At 52.0% G+C, this 16,672-nt stretch carries 19 protein-coding genes; 13 read left to right on the top strand and 6 right to left on the bottom strand.

Translation table 11 applies throughout. The features are described 5' to 3' along the window. Window positions 1-6: 6 nt before the first annotated feature. Genes HS1genome_RS11010 through HS1genome_RS11000 form a run of 3 tightly spaced genes read left to right on the top strand, consistent with a single transcriptional unit; the run spans window position 7 to window position 1,979 of the window. Entirely contained in the window at window positions 7-693 is a 687-nt protein-coding gene (locus HS1genome_RS11010) for a DUF4234 domain-containing protein (protein ID WP_126451096.1), read from the top strand. Between the two features lie 24 nt (window positions 694-717). After that, window positions 718-1,473, top strand: a complete 756-nt coding sequence (locus HS1genome_RS11005; protein WP_126451095.1) for an SDR family oxidoreductase — start codon at window positions 718-720, stop codon at window positions 1,471-1,473. Then, complete coding sequence (locus HS1genome_RS11000) at window positions 1,470-1,979, top strand: nucleoside-triphosphatase (protein WP_126451094.1); 510 nt, start codon at window positions 1,470-1,472, stop codon at window positions 1,977-1,979. Before HS1genome_RS11005 ends, HS1genome_RS11000 begins: the two co-directional genes overlap by 4 nt. Window positions 1,980-2,068: 89 nt before the next feature. Here HS1genome_RS11000 and HS1genome_RS10995 read toward each other — a convergent pair whose 3' ends face one another. Further along, on the bottom strand, window positions 2,069-2,851 hold the full coding sequence (locus tag HS1genome_RS10995; protein ID WP_126451093.1) for a dienelactone hydrolase family protein: 783 nt from the start codon (window positions 2,849-2,851) through the stop codon (window positions 2,069-2,071). Between the two features lie 128 nt (window positions 2,852-2,979). Between HS1genome_RS10995 and HS1genome_RS10990 the strand changes: the two genes are divergently transcribed. Together HS1genome_RS10990 and HS1genome_RS10985 are read left to right on the top strand one after the other, a co-directional pair. Next, window positions 2,980-4,440 carry an MFS transporter gene (locus HS1genome_RS10990; RefSeq protein WP_229768194.1) on the top strand — a complete coding sequence of 487 codons (1,461 nt, stop codon included), beginning with the start codon at window positions 2,980-2,982 and terminating at the stop codon, window positions 4,438-4,440. Between the two features lie 1,055 nt (window positions 4,441-5,495). Further along, window positions 5,496-6,218 carry a helix-turn-helix transcriptional regulator gene (locus HS1genome_RS10985; protein WP_126451092.1) on the top strand — a complete coding sequence of 241 codons (723 nt, stop codon included), beginning with the start codon at window positions 5,496-5,498 and terminating at the stop codon, window positions 6,216-6,218. A 98-nt stretch (window positions 6,219-6,316) separates the two neighbouring features. On the opposite strand, the gene HS1genome_RS10980 is transcribed toward HS1genome_RS10985, so the two are convergent. Genes HS1genome_RS10980 through HS1genome_RS10970 form a run of 3 tightly spaced genes read right to left on the bottom strand, consistent with a single transcriptional unit; the run spans window position 6,317 to window position 7,988 of the window. Continuing rightward, entirely contained in the window at window positions 6,317-6,847 is a 531-nt protein-coding gene (locus HS1genome_RS10980) for a transporter permease (RefSeq protein WP_126451091.1), read from the bottom strand. A gap of 38 nt (window positions 6,848-6,885) precedes the next feature. Further along, entirely contained in the window at window positions 6,886-7,542 is a 657-nt protein-coding gene (locus HS1genome_RS10975) for a TrkA C-terminal domain-containing protein (RefSeq protein ID WP_126451090.1), read from the bottom strand. After that, on the bottom strand, window positions 7,539-7,988 hold the full coding sequence (locus tag HS1genome_RS10970) for an SLC13 family permease (RefSeq protein WP_158613823.1): 450 nt from the start codon (window positions 7,986-7,988) through the stop codon (window positions 7,539-7,541). The genes HS1genome_RS10975 and HS1genome_RS10970 overlap by 4 nt, the downstream gene beginning before the upstream one ends. An 81-nt stretch (window positions 7,989-8,069) precedes the next feature. Between HS1genome_RS10970 and HS1genome_RS10965 the strand changes: the two genes are divergently transcribed. The 8 genes from HS1genome_RS10965 (at window position 8,070) to HS1genome_RS10945 (ending at window position 14,890) form a co-directional block, all read left to right on the top strand. After that, complete coding sequence (locus HS1genome_RS10965; protein ID WP_126451088.1) at window positions 8,070-9,095, top strand: hypothetical protein; 1,026 nt, start codon at window positions 8,070-8,072, stop codon at window positions 9,093-9,095. 8 nt (window positions 9,096-9,103) lie between these two features. Then, window positions 9,104-9,706: a hypothetical protein gene (locus HS1genome_RS10960; RefSeq protein WP_126451087.1), complete on the top strand. Its 603-nt coding sequence runs from the start codon at window positions 9,104-9,106 to the stop codon at window positions 9,704-9,706. After that, on the top strand, window positions 9,707-10,306 hold the full coding sequence (locus HS1genome_RS10955; RefSeq protein ID WP_126451086.1) for a hypothetical protein: 600 nt from the start codon (window positions 9,707-9,709) through the stop codon (window positions 10,304-10,306). It abuts the gene before it with no gap. A gap of 166 nt (window positions 10,307-10,472) precedes the next feature. Beyond that, window positions 10,473-11,852 carry a hypothetical protein gene (locus tag HS1genome_RS10950; RefSeq protein WP_126451085.1) on the top strand — a complete coding sequence of 460 codons (1,380 nt, stop codon included), beginning with the start codon at window positions 10,473-10,475 and terminating at the stop codon, window positions 11,850-11,852. A 730-nt stretch (window positions 11,853-12,582) separates the two neighbouring features. Further along, the gene (locus HS1genome_RS12180; protein ID WP_158613822.1) at window positions 12,583-12,732 is read left to right on the top strand and encodes a hypothetical protein; all 150 of its coding nucleotides are present in this window, start codon (window positions 12,583-12,585) and stop codon (window positions 12,730-12,732) included. Window positions 12,733-13,253: 521 nt separating this feature from the next. Next, on the top strand, window positions 13,254-13,409 hold the full coding sequence (locus HS1genome_RS11915; RefSeq protein WP_145986058.1) for a long-chain fatty acid--CoA ligase: 156 nt from the start codon (window positions 13,254-13,256) through the stop codon (window positions 13,407-13,409). Between the two features lie 22 nt (window positions 13,410-13,431). Beyond that, complete coding sequence (locus HS1genome_RS12175; protein WP_158613821.1) at window positions 13,432-13,578, top strand: hypothetical protein; 147 nt, start codon at window positions 13,432-13,434, stop codon at window positions 13,576-13,578. A 667-nt stretch (window positions 13,579-14,245) separates the two neighbouring features. Continuing rightward, window positions 14,246-14,890: a metal-dependent transcriptional regulator gene (locus HS1genome_RS10945; protein WP_126451084.1), complete on the top strand. Its 645-nt coding sequence runs from the start codon at window positions 14,246-14,248 to the stop codon at window positions 14,888-14,890. A gap of 765 nt (window positions 14,891-15,655) precedes the next feature. Here HS1genome_RS10945 and fdhD read toward each other — a convergent pair. Next, window positions 15,656-16,399 (bottom strand): formate dehydrogenase accessory sulfurtransferase FdhD, encoded by a 744-nt coding sequence (fdhD, locus tag HS1genome_RS10940; RefSeq protein WP_126451083.1) that lies wholly within the window; start codon window positions 16,397-16,399, stop codon window positions 15,656-15,658. Next, window positions 16,350-16,649 (bottom strand): DUF1641 domain-containing protein, encoded by a 300-nt coding sequence (locus HS1genome_RS10935; RefSeq protein WP_126451082.1) that lies wholly within the window; start codon window positions 16,647-16,649, stop codon window positions 16,350-16,352. Before HS1genome_RS10935 ends, fdhD begins: the two co-directional genes overlap by 50 nt. Window positions 16,650-16,672: the final 23 nt, after the last annotated feature.

The raw sequence follows: 16,672 nt of genomic DNA, 5'->3' as shown, positions 1-16,672 counted from the left end.
ACCCATGTGAAGAAGCTGAGTCCAGTAGTTCCAGCCTCAGCTTGGCTCGCCCTGGTGGCTGTCCAAATCTACGTCGTAGTGTTTACTGTTCGAGTGGAGCTCTCTCTTATTCAGTCGCTGGCCATTTCCTCCACTAATCCAGCCACACTTGCCAGCGAGGTCCAAGCCCAGCTTTTGCCTGAACTCCTCCCAGTCCTCTTTACCTCGTTCGCGATTGAGACCTCGGTCCTCGGCGTTGTGGGATTCTCCACCTATTACTGTCTCAGTTCGCTAGGCTCGGTGAAGTCGCTCCTCCTTTCTTCATTGAAGAAGGAGGATCCACTGGCCGCGGAGGCCGCTAAGGCCAAGCTAGACTCGATTTCCCTTAGGGATCCGCTTGAGATGTCAGTGGTTCTTGTGGGCCTGGGCCTGTCAAGTCAACTTCTCTCCCTATACTCAATAGAGCTAGGAGACCAGTACGGAACAATTGTGTCTTTGGGTTTCCTCGCCCTCCTCATCTACGTCCTCTATCACGTCAGCTCCTCCGCTAGAGAACTCTACTTGAGCTCGGTGGAGTTCAAGGGTTCTGCAGCCGAAATCCCCGAGAGGAGCTTGGCCATTTACGTCCTTTTGTCCGTAATTACCGCAGGCCTCTTCCTTGCGTACTGGCTCTACTCGTCGGTGAAGGACGTTAATTCCCTGATGGCCTCTTAAAAGTCCCCGCAAGTAGTTCATCTCGTGACTCTTTTCACCGTCCGAGGGAAAGTCTCCGTGGTCACGGGCTCTGGCAGGGGAATAGGGAGGGCGATAGCCTTGGCCTTGGGCCGTGAGGGATCCAAGGTGGTGGTCAACGCCAAGAAGGGCGTTAAGGAAGTGGAGGAGACAGAGAGGGCGCTTCGAGAAGTGGGAGCCGAGGCATTATCGATCCTAGCCGACGTCGGGACAAGGGAAGGATGTAAGTCGGTTGTGGAGAGGACAGTCGCGACTTTCGGCACCATCGATGTCCTAGTGAATAACGCAGGCCTAGGCATATATAGGGAGTTCCTTCAGCTCGACGACCAGTTGATAGACAAGGTACTGAGGACTAGCCTGAACTCCGCAATTTACTGTTCTCAAGAGGCTGCGAAGGTAATGAAGGAAGGAGTGGTGATCAACGTTTCCTCAATAGCTGGCATGATACCCTTCAGGGGACTATCGGTGTATAGCATTGCCAAGGAGGGACTCATAGCCCTCACCAAGGCCATGGCGAGGGAACTGGCACCAAGCATCAGGGTGAACGCGGTCGCACCCGGCGTAGTGAAGACGAAGATGGGGGATAGCCTAATCACTTTGCTTGGTGTAGACGAAGAGACGTTCGCTAGGAAGTATACGCTCCTTGGAAGGGTTGTGACGCCGGAAGAGGTAGCCGAGGCCGTGATGGCTTTGATTAAGATACCCACTATTACTGGGGAGACGTTGGTGATAGACAGCGGCCAGCTCCTGGTGGGTACTTGAAGTTGAAGACGTTGCTAACTGGTAGGCCTGGTGTAGGAAAGACCACGGTGATCTTGAACGTAGTTCAGACAATGAGGGGAGAGGCCAAGTTCGGAGGTTTCCTAACCCCTGAAGTCAGGGAGAAGGGAAGGAGAGTGGGGTTCAGAATTGTGGACGTTCTAACAGGCGAGAGCGTGTGGTTAGCCAGAGAGGGGGGAAACTCCGTCGGAAGGTACTCCCTGTTCCAGGATGCTGGGGAACTCGGCCTCTTCGCTGTGAGGAGAGCCCTGAGAGAAGCCGACGTTCTAGTTCTAGACGAGGTCGGACCGATGGAGCTGAAGGTGCCCAAACTCAGGGAGGCCATAGTCGAGGCCCTCTCCTCCACTATGCCTGTGATAGGTGCGGTGCACAGAAATGTCCAGCTCGACGTTAAGTACGAGAGAATTGTGGTTACGGAAAATAATAGGGCCTCACTTACTTCCCTTCTCGTCGCGAGACTGAGGGAGGCCCTCGGCAGTAGATCCTAGGACTTCCTCGACGTCCTTCAACTTTCCCTCTTTCTTCAGTTTCTCTAACGTGGTGGCCCACGTCACGAAGCAGTCCAGGACAGTCTCTGTCAAGCCAGAGCACCTCTGAACAGCCTCAACGTCCTCTCCCAGGCGTCCCTAGCTGCAGCCTCGTTATAAGTTGGTCGGGTGTCGTTGAAGAAAGCGTGCACAGCCCCTGGATAGAGCTTGAGCTCGAAGTCTTTCTTGTACTTCACCACCGCCGACATGAGCTCTGGCAGTCCGGAGTTTATGTAGAGGTCCTCTCCAGCGTAGAGCCCCATCACCTTTCCCTTGATGTTTTCAACCTTTTCCACTGGACGTGGGTTGGCACCGTAGAAGACTGCCGTCGCATCTATCGGAACCTCTGTCGCTAACTGAAAGACGAGTCCTCCTCCCATACAGAAGCCCACGCTCCCCACCTTTTTGACCTCCCTGTGGAGGTGGTCGTAGATCCTAGCCAAGTCCTTTACCATCCTTTCCTCTAAGGACGACCTGTTCACTACCAACGTCTCCACCACCTTTCTCTGGGTTTCGTTTGCCTTTCCCAGGATCTCTTGCACCATGTTAGGGTCCCTCCTCCTCTCTGGAGGCACTGACCATACTAGGCTCATGGCCGACTCTATGTTCTTAGGGTTGAGCAGTTCACCCTCCTTGGAGTAGAGGTTGGGGGCCACGGCTAAGTAGCCCTCCTTGGCGAAGCGCCTCGCCACATCCCTTATGTGGTCCTCGAGGCCCCAAATTTCGTGAACGACGATCACCCCCGCCTTTGGAGAGCTCGGCGAAGCTTGGTACACCTTTACCTCTCCACTTTCGCCCTGAATTCTAATTTCCGATTCGTTAATCGAACTCATGATCTTCGCTTCCTTGTTTCCCTTAAAAACAAGTGATTCATCGTCCTGATGAGTAGGGGACAGGTCTAGTCTAACATTAAAAAGATATATCGAAATAGTTATAAGACGGAGCGGTTCAGCTTGGATTCATGTCCTCCAAGAGCCCTCACGCGACTACTACCTTGGCCGTACTTGCCGGAATGTTAATAATAATAAATTACGTGGAGACCATGGTCGTTCCGGCCCTCCCGAAGATAGAGAGCGACTTCAATACTACAGCCACTACGGCCGCGTGGATAACATCAGCTTATCTCATCGTGGGCGCCGTGGTATCGCCCCTCTTCGGGAAAATGGGGGACCGCTTCGGGAAGAAGAGGATGTACCTCGTGTCGGTGGGCTTCTACATTCTTGCGGTCGGATTAGCAGGCCTCTCCCCCACCATATATTTCCTCATAGGGGCTAGGGCCATTCAGGGACTTGGCTACGCTATGTTCCCGATCGCGATTTCCATAGTAACTGACGTCTTCCCTAGGGAAGAGATAGCCACGGCTCAGGGAATATTGAGCGGCGCTATCGGAATAGGCCCCGCTCTTGGACTTCTAGTGGGGGCCTACGTTGTCCAGGACCTAGGTTGGCAATGGGCCTTCCACACTGCCTTCCTCCTTTCCCTCGCTCTATTCCTAGTGTCGGCAAAGATGTTGAAGGAAAGTGGGACGAGGACGAAGGAGAGCGTAGATTACGTTGGAGCGTCACTCCTCATGGCCAGCATGGCATCGCTGCTGGTATACTTGAGCGACGGTCCATCGGTGGGGTGGGCAGTTCCCAGTCAGCTTGCCCTACTGACGCTCTCCTTAGTTACCTTTGGGATATTCCTGCCCTACGAGAAGAGGGCGAAGGAGCCCCTTATGAGGCTTGACCTCCTGAAGGTAAGGAACGTCATGGTTGCTAACGTGGCAGGTCTCATATCTGGAGTTTCGATGTTCCTAATGTTTTTGGGGCTCACATATTACGAGCAACTCCCTCCCCCTTATGGCCTGGGGTTAGATATCGTTTCCAGTGGACTCCTCATGGCCCCTGTTTCCCTGACCATGATAGTTATGGGACCCTTGGTGGGAAGGATGGTGTCCAACGTGGGTCCCAAACCAGTACTCACGGCCGGAACGCTCTTCGGCATGCTGGGATTTTTCCTTTTCATAGTTAACAGGGCAACTTCCCTTGACATAGTGTTGGACTCCATAATGTCCGCACTTGGGTTGATTTTCGTGATAGTGCCCCTGGTAAACATGGTGGCCACGTCCCTACCTCCAGACGTTATGACCACTGGTTTGGGCATGAACACGCTCATAAGGACACTGGGTAGTTCAGCGGGCCCCGTGGTCGCCACCGTCCTAATGGATTCATACCAAGATCCCTACGTTCTGATGTTGGGAGGTAAGGTGGTGGGAGTCTCTTTCTTCCCTTCCCCCACAGCTTTCAACTACATATTCGTAGTTGGGTTAGTGTCTATGTTTATGGTGTTGATAGTGAACATATGGACCAAGAACTACACCTTTTCTTCTAGGGCTAGCAAGGAGATCAAGGAGACTGAGAGGGCTGTTATAGCCCACTAGATTTCATAGCTGTGAGGATAAGTGGGAACGGAGGGCCTAGGTTTTTGGGACTGATTTCCTTGTAACGGTTCGAACGTCCTTGGGAAACCTTGTCAATTGCACAGAGAAGGGGTTGAGGGGGTGGAAAGCCTCACCTTTCACTGGGGTGTAGCCCCCTCATATTCAAGCACTTCTTTGTGGGGATACATTGTGACCCTAACGACGCTCCTCTCCCCAGCTCGATCGAGGACTTAACGAAAATGAGGGAGGAGCAGCCAATATCTCCCTTGAGGGACCGGACTTCACGGAAGAAAGTCCCACCTTCGAGTGGGTTCCCCCCGATCCACTCCACTGCCCACCAAACGAGGGATGTAAACCCGAACCGATGGTGGGAACGACGAGCCCTCTGGGAGGGAACCCTCGTCCCTTCCAGGGCGGGGAGGAAGTCAGGTGTTAGCGAGGTATTCTATGAGAACCTCGATAAATGAACTCACTGCACTAAATAAGGGAGTTAGAGGTCGCCAGGATATGGACGACTCCCATCGTAGGTACCGTTTCAGGTTCAATGATATGTGATTGCACTGTGAGACAATTGAGAGTAGAACTAAGACTTCCATCTTTGTTATTCGTGAACTACCCTGCCCTAACGGACGGGGCGTCCTCGCGGTGAGTCCCGCACCTCGGAGGGACCTCGATCTCCTTACGTAGCGGAGGTTCCGGGGGACCGTCCTGTGAACAGTACGGAAGGGGGATCACGGAGGGTTTCCTCTCCACGGGCGTGAGTTCCCCCAGTCCAGAGGGTGCGACCCAGCTCTCACAGTAGAGGTCGTAGAAATAGTATTTTGATGACCGTAAAGAGGTTTACATAAGGGGGCTGTCCGTCCCCACGGAAGGGGACTTCCGTCCCCTCAACCCCCGTTAAGTTAAATTTAGGTCCTCGTCCTCACGGCTTGAACACAAATTCCTGCGTAAGTTTAGTCTCAGTCCCTCGTGAGCTGTGGTAGGAGCAAGAGGTTGAGGAACCCCACAAACTAGCAGGAACTCAGGTTTTAAACCAGACAGCTAGTTGCACGCGGATGAGGCTCGAGGTCGCGTTGATACCGCTGTTCCTCTTTGCTTCTGTGACTTTCGCAAGCTCAGTTTACGTGAGCTACTCTGGACAGTTCAACTTGGTCACCAACTCCTCCCTAGTCTACCTACCCTTTTCTAACTCCACAGCCATTACTTCCAACTCCACTTTTGTGTTTAGGAACTACACAGTAACCTTCGAGGCCCCAGGAATTCACTTCCTGACCTATAGGGGTCCTTTCCCGCCATCGAACTTCACCTTGAATGAACCCTTTCAGGCCAACATCACACTTATCCTCCCTCCAGGTGCTAACGTAGAGTACGTGAGCGGCGACCTGAGGGGCTTCTCGGCCAACTCAAGTGGTATCTTCCTCAAGTTCTACGGCTCCTATGTGCAGGTGTTGTACCAGGTGCCTGAAGCGCCCCTAAACCTCGAGCTCTTCTTGGTCCCGGCCCTAGCTGCCAGTCTCGGTGCTACTGGTTATTTGGCCTATCTACTCTTCGGCAAGGCCCCAGTGCAGAACGCTCCCTACGAGGACTTGGATCCACGAGATGTCTCAGTCTTAGACGCTGTTGAGATGGGTGCGGACACCTTATCCAAGATAATGGATGCCACTGGAATGCCTCGGACTACTGCCTACCGGAGGGTCAGGAAGCTTGTGAAGCTGGGGTACGTCCAGGAGGTAAGGGAAGGTGGAAAGGTGAGGTACATCAGAGCCAAGAAAGCTTGACTCTAAAGGTCTCATTGAAGAGGTCAGCTGATGTTCACAAAGCCCTTCAACATTTCTTATTGCGAAGAAGGCCTCTATGGGGCTCTAGGAGTTCCGACCTAGATAAGAGAGCCGTGAACTAGGGCAACGTAAGTGAAGGTGAGAACAGTGACCGTGACCACGAGGACTGCTCCTCCTAGGAGGTAGTCCCTTACTCTGTAGCCTGCAGCGTTGTAAACTGTTATGTTTGCCTGGTGTGAGAACGGGAGGAGGAACGTCGAGGAGCACGCCATAGCCAGCACCGTAGTGGCCAGGAGTGGGTCCTGGAAAGTGAGGGCCACTGGTCCCAGGATAACGGCGGCGGCGACGTTGTTAACGACGTTGGCCAGGGCGAGCCCCATAAGAAAGAGGATCAGGAGTGAGCCCCCTGTGAACCCCGCCAGTTGAGGTGCTAACGACGTTACCGCGTCACCTAAGGAGAGGTACGACCCTACGAAGAAGATCACCGGCCAGTCCACGTACTCGTAGACCCTCCTCCTTTTCGGAGTTAGGATCATTAGCGCGGCCGCTGGGATCAGGAAGGCTACGGCCACGTTTAACCCAACCAGACTCATTGTCACTCCAGCAACCAGGGCAATTAAGGCGGACATGGCGGACCTCCGATCGAAGACCTTCGGCGCCCTCTTGGTCAGGGGACCAAGGAAGTGTCGTTGGCTAGCCGTGCCACATCCTCCTCCTTCCCTGCCACTAGTAGGACTGTTCCAGGCTGTATGGACGAGCTGGAGAGCCTGTATACCGTGCCTCTCACTGAAGTGCCCAGTACGTAAACCCTGTACGTGTCAGCTAGCTTGAGCTCACCCACCGTCCTTCCGACAAGTCTAGAACCATTAGGAACAAGGACCTCGAAAGTGGGAACTCCCTGAGGCACCTCCACCGACGGCGAGAGTCTCACCCCCTTGAGGGAAGTGATGATTGGTAGCTTCTCTGGGGGTACTCTCAACACCAACACGTCGCCAGAGGAGACGTAGCTCCTGAAGAGCCTGGGCACCCCGACCACGTGGTCCACCTTCACTCCCAGTTCCCTCTCCAATTGCGATAGGCTCTTCCCCACTAAGTCGCTTTCTCGGTCTACACCAACCTCCACCAAGTATTCCCCTACCTTAACCTCCTCCAAGGAGGTGGAAGACAGCGAAGGCATCAGCCTCACCACGACCAGTACTACGACTGTCAGACCGGCGAGCATCTCCGCCAGGCCTATCGGGGCGAACTGAAAGAGTGGTAGACCGGAGTGGAACTTCTCTATCCAGAACTGGTCCAGCACGACGTTAGGAGAGGTTCCTATCATCGTGTACCTACCCCCAGGATGGCGGAGTAGGAAAGCGGGATGAGGTACTTGGACCTAGCCCTTCCGAGCTTAGACGATATGTAAACTACTAATGGAAGGAAACTCAGCGTAAGGGCCACGTCACTCACGAACCCAGAGATGAAGGCGGTGGCCACAAGTATCAAACCTACGGCCACCTTTTCGCTCCTCACGCGCGAGGTGACGAACTCGCCTAACACCTCGAGCAGGCCTGACTCGCTCAGGAAGCCGCTCACTATCATAAGGGCCACCAACAGTAGCACCGAGGTGGAACCGAAGTTCTCCAAGGCCCTTTCCGGATTTACCAGTCCAAGGAGAATCAAGGAAAGCATAGTGATTAGGCCGACAACGTCGTACCTCACCCTCCTGGTGATAAGCAAAGTCACTGAGGCCGCTAGTACCAATAGCACGAGCTCCGTCCGTCTCACCCGCCTTCCGTAGGAGGGGGAATTAACGAGATAAATTGTGGCGAAAGTTTAAAGCTATGTTCAGGCCAGCCAAAACTAGTTATGAAGAGAAGATCTAAGGCCGCTTTGTCTGAGGTAGTGGGATTTCTCATTCTGCTCATAGTAATGCTCGGGGTGCTTATTCCTTTCTCTTACCTTCTACTGTCGACGCCCTCGGTTCAGGAACAGGCTCAACAGTCGGCCCAGGGGCTCACTTTGGCGAAACAGTTGGAACAAGACGAGGTGAAGGACCAGATGCTGGTCTATCTGAATCAGACTGGTGGGAATAACTACCTGGTATTAGCTTTCACGTCTCCCGGCAACTACTACCTCGACCCCGCTCTTAACGTGACTAACCTGCTCTGGGTCGACACCGGACAACAGGCAAAGCCCTCTCCTGTTAACGTGGGAAACTCGGTGAGCGGTGGCCCAGTGATTTACGTGGACGGTAAGATTTACCAGTCTCAACTAGCGGGGGGAAACGTCTACGGCGTTCAGCTCTCAGCAGGAACCCCCGTGATAGTTCTCGACTTGGGTCAAGGAGGAGGTCCGGTGCTCTTCACCACCTCCAGAGGTAACGAGTTCATTGTCAACCCAGATACGTTCCTGTCAGGCGAAGTCACGCAACTGGCACAGTTAAGCGAGTCTTCCTACGTAGTCAGATCCAGTGTTCCTCTCTTGGCGTTCGCGATAAAGGCAACTCCGCAGGTCTCCGTAAGCGAAGTTTCTAGGTCACAGTTGAATGTCACGGTGAACCTAAAGAACCTCAAGGTGGTGGACTTTTCCAACCAAAGCATAGAAATTCCTAACTACGACTACGTCCTGTTCCTAGCCTTATACGAATCTACTGGCAATACCCACGGGACTCTCCTTTCTGATATAAACGAGTCCCCATTGGGTTTATCAGTCTCAGCAGGCTCCTCTAGTGCGACTAATATCACTATTACGCAAATCTTTACACTAACAACAAGTGGAGTAAAGACCAATACAAATGCCACAGTGTTCCTGGCGATTTATTTCCAAGTCGATTATAGCGGTTATACGACATACTATACCTACGTTGTGGCAAATACAACTACAATCACTTAGTGATCCCAGTGGATGCACCCATAACGGCTATAATTCTACTTGTGGCGGTAGTAGTAATAGGTGTGATGGCGTTCGGCCTCACTTCTGCAGTAGTGGGATATCAAGAATCCTTAGTCCAGGAGCAACACGAAGCAGATCAGCTCACGGCCGAATTAGAGCTACTCGCAGGGCCCATAGTTGGCACTTCGTCGACTGGTTATAACGTCACAGTCCTCCCGTATTTCTACTCTCAGCAGTACCCATCTCAAGTTTACCTCGTGGCTGGCGTCACAAACGTTTCACCCTATGTCCTTCTGTTCCTCTCTCCCTCCTCCTCTCTCCCTCCCTCCTCAGTCTACGTTCAAGGGGAGAATATCGTTAATGAACAATCTGCTTATAAACTTCTGTCTTCTATATATAGTGTGTCTGGGCGTCAATTGAACTCCGAAGATGTGAAGGCGTATGTGGACTCGCCCAGTTCTCCTCAATCTAAAGGCGTTCCTATTACATTTCATTTCTCTACCCCGGGGGACTATGTTGTATTCTGGGTCGTGGCAGAAGTTGGAGCCAACTATTACCTGATAGGTACGTACGCGGAATCCAACTCTTCCAGTTTAATCCAGGTGAGCTAGATGAACTCTATAAGCACATTAATAATTATAATTGTAACAGCAACCATGGCTATTTCAGCCGTGGCTCTCTCGGGAAGCATCTTAAGTGTAACGTCGGTAAATACGTCGGCGTTGCAGATGGCGCAGGCCGAGTCTTACTACGTCAACTTAGTAGCTAGTCCAGCGGTCCTTTCTGAGCAGACTCAGTCCTTCTACGTTACCGTCACGTTCAACTTACCCTCCAACGAATATGCTGTTTTCCAACTAATTCCAGACGATCAGTTGCAGTCCCCTGGAATGAATTTGGGTAAGACGCTTAATCTGGCTCAACTAGGACTCAACTCAACTGAACGGATCGCTTTGGGTCTATCTCCTGTGTTGGTGAGTCGCGTCTATGGGTTGTCAGGTCAAATCCTAAATACGATTCCTGAGAAAGCCTATCTCATTAAGCCGCACACTACTGTGACTCTTACCTTGAACTACACAGAAATGTCGGAGCTAAACGTCAATCCACACACCTACTCACTAGTAGTTTGGGTCCTATCGAAAGTGGGGACTACCTACTACGCTGTGAAGTACTACTACTATCCTTTGTCTGGAGAGCTTGTAATTCCTGGCTAACGGATCTCCCATAACAATAGCTGTAAGTTCGTCCTCCGGAGCTAGCAGTGGGAATTCTGGAGGTAGTGGAAACGGTGGGTCCTCCGGAGCTAGCAGTGGGAATTCTGGAGGTGGAAGTATAACACCTCCTAACGTTCCAGTCGGATTTCCTCCTTTCTCCACCTTCTTGACCGGGTACCTGTCCGATAACGATTGGGCAGGTACTTTAACTGAGGTCGTACCTCCAGCTGGACACGAAGGATTAACTATATCCACTTACGCCTATCCGACAAACCAAGGAGGTAGTATATATCCAGTCACGTTGAACACGTTGGGGTTAGTAGAAATCTATCAGAACATATACCTGTCGAAGTATGCCCCACAAGGAGGTTATATAGCGTGGATCGGAGACGCTGCCCTGATCGCAGGAAGTGGAAGCCTTCAACTAGTCCAGGGCCCAATGAAGGGAAATCCACCTCCCCCTCCTCAAAACAATCCCCCTCCTCAAAACAATCCCAACGATTACACTTTCGCCTTCACTGTTCAACTAAGTAATGGAAGCTGGTTGACTGTGGTGAGCCCAAACCAGGTACCATCGTCTATAAACTTTCTGGCTGGCGTCTACAACCCTTCCACGGGCTTCGCAGGCCTTTACCTCAACGGTTCGTTGGTAAGCGGAGGATTCACTAACATCAATTTACCCTTGGCTAGTTGGAAATCCTATCTAGATATAGGAAGCGTGTCGGCCTCTTCAAACTTTCAAACAAACATCACCGGATTGGAGGGAAGTTCTAACGGAGCTGGAGCTAGTCAGTATTCGTTCAATGGATGGATCGCGATGACCTTACTCTACTCTCAACCCCTAACCTCACAACTCGTTAATCAACTGTATCAAGGCTACCTCCCAGACGTAGGACAACTGGTCATCATGTGGACCGAGAATAACCTCTATTACAATTCCTCCATGCTATTTACGACTAACCAACTCACGCCTCCTGGTCCAACCCCCGTTCCTCCAGGAGCTACCGGAGGACCAGTGCCACCTCCAGGGCAAACAAACGTCCTCCAGCCCGCTATACCAAACATGATGGATCCAGCTATATACGACCTGTACTGGGGATCAGGGGCAGGTTCACCCACGAATTTCCAGTCACCTATACCGATAATGTGGGGTGGCACGGTTCCAGTTGTAATCTCTGGCTACAGTGGTAAAAATATAACAGTTAGCTACTCTGGCTACCTAAGTCCGCTTGCCTCGGGCCAAACCGAATTTTACGTGGGTTTGAAGCTGGACTATCCATATAACATAAACGGAGGGCCTAACATTAATTCCCTCAAATACGATCCAGAGTACGTTAAGGTCTATGTAGATGGAAAACTCGTGGTTGCTGGTTCGTCCAGTTCCTCTCAGTACTACTTTAGCTACGATCTAACTTCACCCGCCAACTTTACTATAGTCTTCACATTCTCCAATCAAGGAAATAACGTCCTGTTGGACCTTGAGTGGCAACCACCCGGCTCTACCCAGTTTCAACCCATCCCCATAACTCAATGGACGGCATTTTGATAGAATACCTCCCTTGGTCTATTAATAAATTCACTTGAGATTCCCTCGGGTTATGTGCCTAGTAATTCCTACCTTAGTAATCCCTAAAGGTGTACTGCGACAGTGAAATCTACAATTCCCTTCCAGCTTCTCCTGGGCATACATAAGTCTTTAAAATTCTCTATTGTATAGTTTTAAAAATTTCTTAATTAAGATCACAGTCAGGAGGTTCCTGAGGAAAAGGGTAGACTGTTTCTATGAGTCTCGTATTGAGGCGACTATACTTCCAAACTCTACTTGGAGAATTTGTTTCTAGTCAAACTAACGTTAAAAATGGTCTCTTCTCACGGGGTTCATATATCCATCTAAAAATTTCTAGAGACAACACTCTCAAACCGTTTATCCCCCCATTTCGATTCACCTTGATTCGCGATCGAGCCCTCGGCCGGGCGGTCGTCCTGACAGATCGGGTGGTGGGACTTCTCGGAGACCGACGGCGAGGGACGCGCCTTCCCTCCTGGGCGGAAACCCACGTCCGCGTGTGAGGCCGTCTAAGATCGACGAAGACGCGTAAACCAAAAAATCAGTCTACGTGGAAGAGGGTTCGCCTCTCAACCGTTCTCCAAGGAATTATCGGACTGTGAGAACCCCGATCGCGACATATTAGTGAGTATCTCTAACAAAGAGCTAAGGCAAATTAATGCATAGACTTTACTTAAGAATTAAACTACCCTTACCGTACCTAAGAAACATGGCACTCGATGAAAGGGGCTCCCTCAAAATAGATCGTCAGTTCCTACAGACCCTAGTGAGGAGGCATGAGGATAAGACATTAGAGTTGGAGAGGAGTTTAACGTACAGGGAACCGTGGGAGAGACTGATGAACCGGCAGACGCTCTAGATAAAATGGGATTAAAAGCAAAAAGGATCGCGGTAGCTGGCTGGAACACGTTGGAGTACCTAGAACTTCTCTTGGTGAATTCCCATCTCAGGTGGAGTGCTCCACCCTGTAGACGTCAGGCAGCCCGTGGAAGGAGTAGGCCTCTAGCGTGGAAGATGCTAGAGATTCCATCCTCCTCTACGACCCTGAATCCGCACATCTCGCCCAGAGACTCCCCTTATCTAGGAAGTCCACCTACCCGCTCACTGCCGAGATGCTGAACTCCCTGCTCGATCCTGGATCCTAGGACTACAACCCACACGTCAGTCAGAACGACGAGGCCTCGGTGCTCGTCACCTCAGCAGCAACGAGGGAAACCTAAGGGAGTGTCCTATAGGCACAGGGAAGTCGTCTTGGCGCGTTGGTCCATACTGACTCTCCTCTCTGGCTACCCTGGGAATTCTAGGTTGAGGCCGAACGACGTCGTTTTCTCCATGATTCCCTTCTTTCATCTTCCTGCCTGAGACCCCGTCCGTAAGGGCGTGGTAGTTTACCTGTGGTCCTGGGCTCTCTCCTACTACGCCACAATGACAGGGTCCGACTACGTACTTGTAGGTAAGTTCGATCCGAGAAAGCACGCACTATTGAGCCGAAAGTACAACGTCTCTTGGAGGGCCATGGTTCCCACCATGCTTTAGGGCCTGCTCTCTACCGGTATAGATGTGGTGGGACTCAAAGTACTGGTCTGCAGTTTCGGTGATTCTCTCGGGCTTAGTGAGCGCAGCTATGGCCAGGGGAATAGTACTGGCGTCCATCTACGGTTTCACCGACCGACTCATAGCAGGTGTTGGAACGGTGACGGGCTAGATAGCTACAGGCATAGCGTAGAGACAGCAACTCCCGCACAGCCTTAGCGAGTTCAGGTTCGATAAGGAGACCGAGGGTGGTGAGCTTTAAAGCGCCTTGGCTTCTTAGAGGGTAATTCAACAATCCTGATGAGAGCGCCAAGACCTGTGTGGATGGTTGGTTCGGACCCGAGAACGTGAGAGAAGTGAGAGGGGGAGGAGTGGCTATATTAGACAGGGCGAAGGACCTCATCAAGAGCGGAGTACGTACTGTCCACTGTAGTAGAGGGTGTCACACCTGAGGTACCGAGCGTTAAAGGAGCTGCTGTAGTGTGACGAAAGGATGAGAAGGAGGGGGGAGACCGTGGGCCTTCGTCAAGGTCAGAGCTGGACACCATATTCAGAAGAGAGGAAGCGGGCTAGCAGAAATCGAAATTCCCGAGACTCTTCTTAGCAGAGATGGCACCTTAGCTCAAGATGTTGATCGGACACTGAGCGACTGTCCTCATTCCCTCTTCCATGGAGCGGTAGGTGTTTAAGCTGGGTACCTTTAGAGTTTCAGGTCCTCGGAACCGCTAGGCTACCCTGTAAGTAATCGCCTAATCAGAATCGATTGCCAGGAAAGATGAGCTGAATGGACCATGAAGATATGAAAACTATTAACTCCCAAACTCAAGTCAGTGACCAAATTGAAGCTCTCAGAGCCCTTAGAGAACTACTTGAAGGAAATATATGAACTAGAGGAGAGTAAGGGAAGGGCCAAGGTAGTGGACCTCATCTCCTCTTTCAACATCTCTCCAGGGACCATAAGTAAGGCGCTCTTTAGGTTAGAACAGATGGGAATGATAGATAGGGGGGAAGGAGGGATGAGATTAACAGAGGATGGAAGGAGGGTAGCAGAGAGGCTAGTGAGGGCACACAGACTTTCGGAGAGGCTGCTCACCGACGTACTCGGAGTGGACTGGGTTAGATCTCACGAGCTCGCTCACAGGTTGGAACACATATGGCCTGAGGATGTCCTCGACAGGATAGACGAAGTCCTCGGTAGGCCGAGGACCTGTCCACACGGACATCCCATCTCTGGGAGGGCTAAGATGAATGGAGAACTCCTTGCAAATGCAGTTACGGGGCCCTATCGCGTCTCGGCAATCCTCAAGGAGGAAGAGTGGATCCTTCGTGGGGCCGACAAGCTGGGACTGAGGCCTGAGAGCGCGATCTCGGTCAAGAGGGAGGGAGATCTCATTTATCTCATGCAGGAAGGAAGGGACATTCTGGTGCCCACGGAGTTAGCTAAACAGATCCTAGTTCGAGCTGAAAGGGATGAAAGGGCCTGAGGTTAACCTAGCGAAGGAGACTCTAGTACATATCACTGGTTGGTGAACTACCCCGCCCTCACGGACGGGGCGTCCTCGCGGTGAGTCCCGCACCTCTGAGGAACCTAGATCCCCGTCCGTAGCGGAGGTTCAGTGGAACCGTCCTGTGAACAGTACGGAAGGGGGATCACGGAGGGTTTCCTCTCCACGGGCGCGAGTTCCCCCAGTCCCGAGGGTGCGACCCAGCTCTCACGGCCGATGTCTAGAAGACGTTGGAGCTTCATTACAAAACTTTTCCATAAGGGGGCTACCCCCCACGGAGGGGGTCTTCCGCCCCTCGACCCCCAGTAAGGTTAAAATTAAGCGTTAATCCTTAACATCTTCTCAAGAGTCCCCGTCCTTGAGGGGGAGTAGTTTACTCGTTAAGAGCTCTCTTCCTATGATTGTCCACGCATCGTCCTTCGTTTCCAAGTCCGTCGGAGCACCACTTGCAGCTCAGGGAATAACAGAGATTCCGTGCCTTTTCCTAAGGTGAAACAGCAGTAACCCACGTGTTGGAGATTCGCAGACGGGACATTTGTTTAGTCCTTCATCGAGGGCCAGGTGGAGGAGGAACTCTCTCCTCTCATCGAACTTGCGTCCACATATTGGACAAGTAAGCGTAGCTAACATGACCCTAGCCCTTATTTCTCCCCTACCCTCCCTACACCTTGCCTCCCCACTCATATAGTGACATACGATGTGTGGCAACGGGGTGTTTTTAGCTTAAGTGAACTGTTGTACATACTAGTATACAATCCTTTCTGGATGGGTGTAAACGTTGAGTCTACTTCCTCTAGAGAATCCCACCAGGGCGATGTTCAATAGCTCTGCCACTTCAACTGCCATGCTGGAGGGTGCCGAAATTGCTGAGACCACAGGAAATCCAGCAACTCCGGCCTTCTGGATTATCTCGTACCCTGCCCTCCCGCTCACTTGGAGTATTCCCTTAGGGATTTCACCTAGAATGAGAAAGTGACCGATCAACTTGTCGACGGCATTGTGCCTCCCCACATCCTCTGATATCCAGAGCAGCTTCCCTTTCTTATCGAAAAGTGCCGCGGCGTGAAGTCCTCCAGTCGATCTGAAGAGTTCTTGTCGCTCCTTCATCTTGTTCGGGAGGGAGAGGAGGACCTTGGCCTCCACCTTGAACTCGTCCTCCACCACCATGGAACCTAAGATCCCTGGCGAGCCACACATACCACACGCCGAGTTAACGAAGTCCCGAGGTGGCGGGGTTCCCCTGACTTCCACTCTCACCTCTCCCCTCCCTTTTTCTATTTTATGAACATCTTCCATCGAACTGATGGTCCCTGACGTGAAAAGAAACCCCACTACTAATTCCTCGTCCTCACCTGGCGTGCTCAACATGTAGGTCGTCTTTCCGTTCACAACTATCTTGAGCGGCTCCTCTGAAACTACCTCCTCATCGTCCCAGCGATCAGTGTCCTCCAGTTTGAGGACTCTTACCCTCCTTGTGCTCCGCTGCACTCCCTATCGCCTTCAAGAACGAAAGGAAGAACATGAGACCCCTCCTCACCGCTGGGTCGTTCAGCTCCCTGAGGATCTGGCTGAGGGTGGGAGTGGAACCGTCTATCTCAGCCTTGTTCAAGCCCTCGTACAGGAGCAGAGCATTTGAGGGGACCTTGGACGTAGCGACCCAGTCCGCTGCGACTGCCAAGACATCATCCCACCTCTCCACGAATGCCTCCAGGAACGAGAGGACTCCCTTCTGATTCATCAATTCGACCAATCTAAGGAGTC

Source organism: Sulfodiicoccus acidiphilus (assembly GCF_003967175.1).
GTDB classification, from domain to species: Archaea; Thermoproteota; Thermoprotei_A; order Sulfolobales; family Sulfolobaceae; genus Sulfodiicoccus; species Sulfodiicoccus acidiphilus.
The sequence above is the reverse complement of the archived record's forward strand: the minus strand, read 5'-3'. Positions and strand labels throughout refer to the sequence as shown.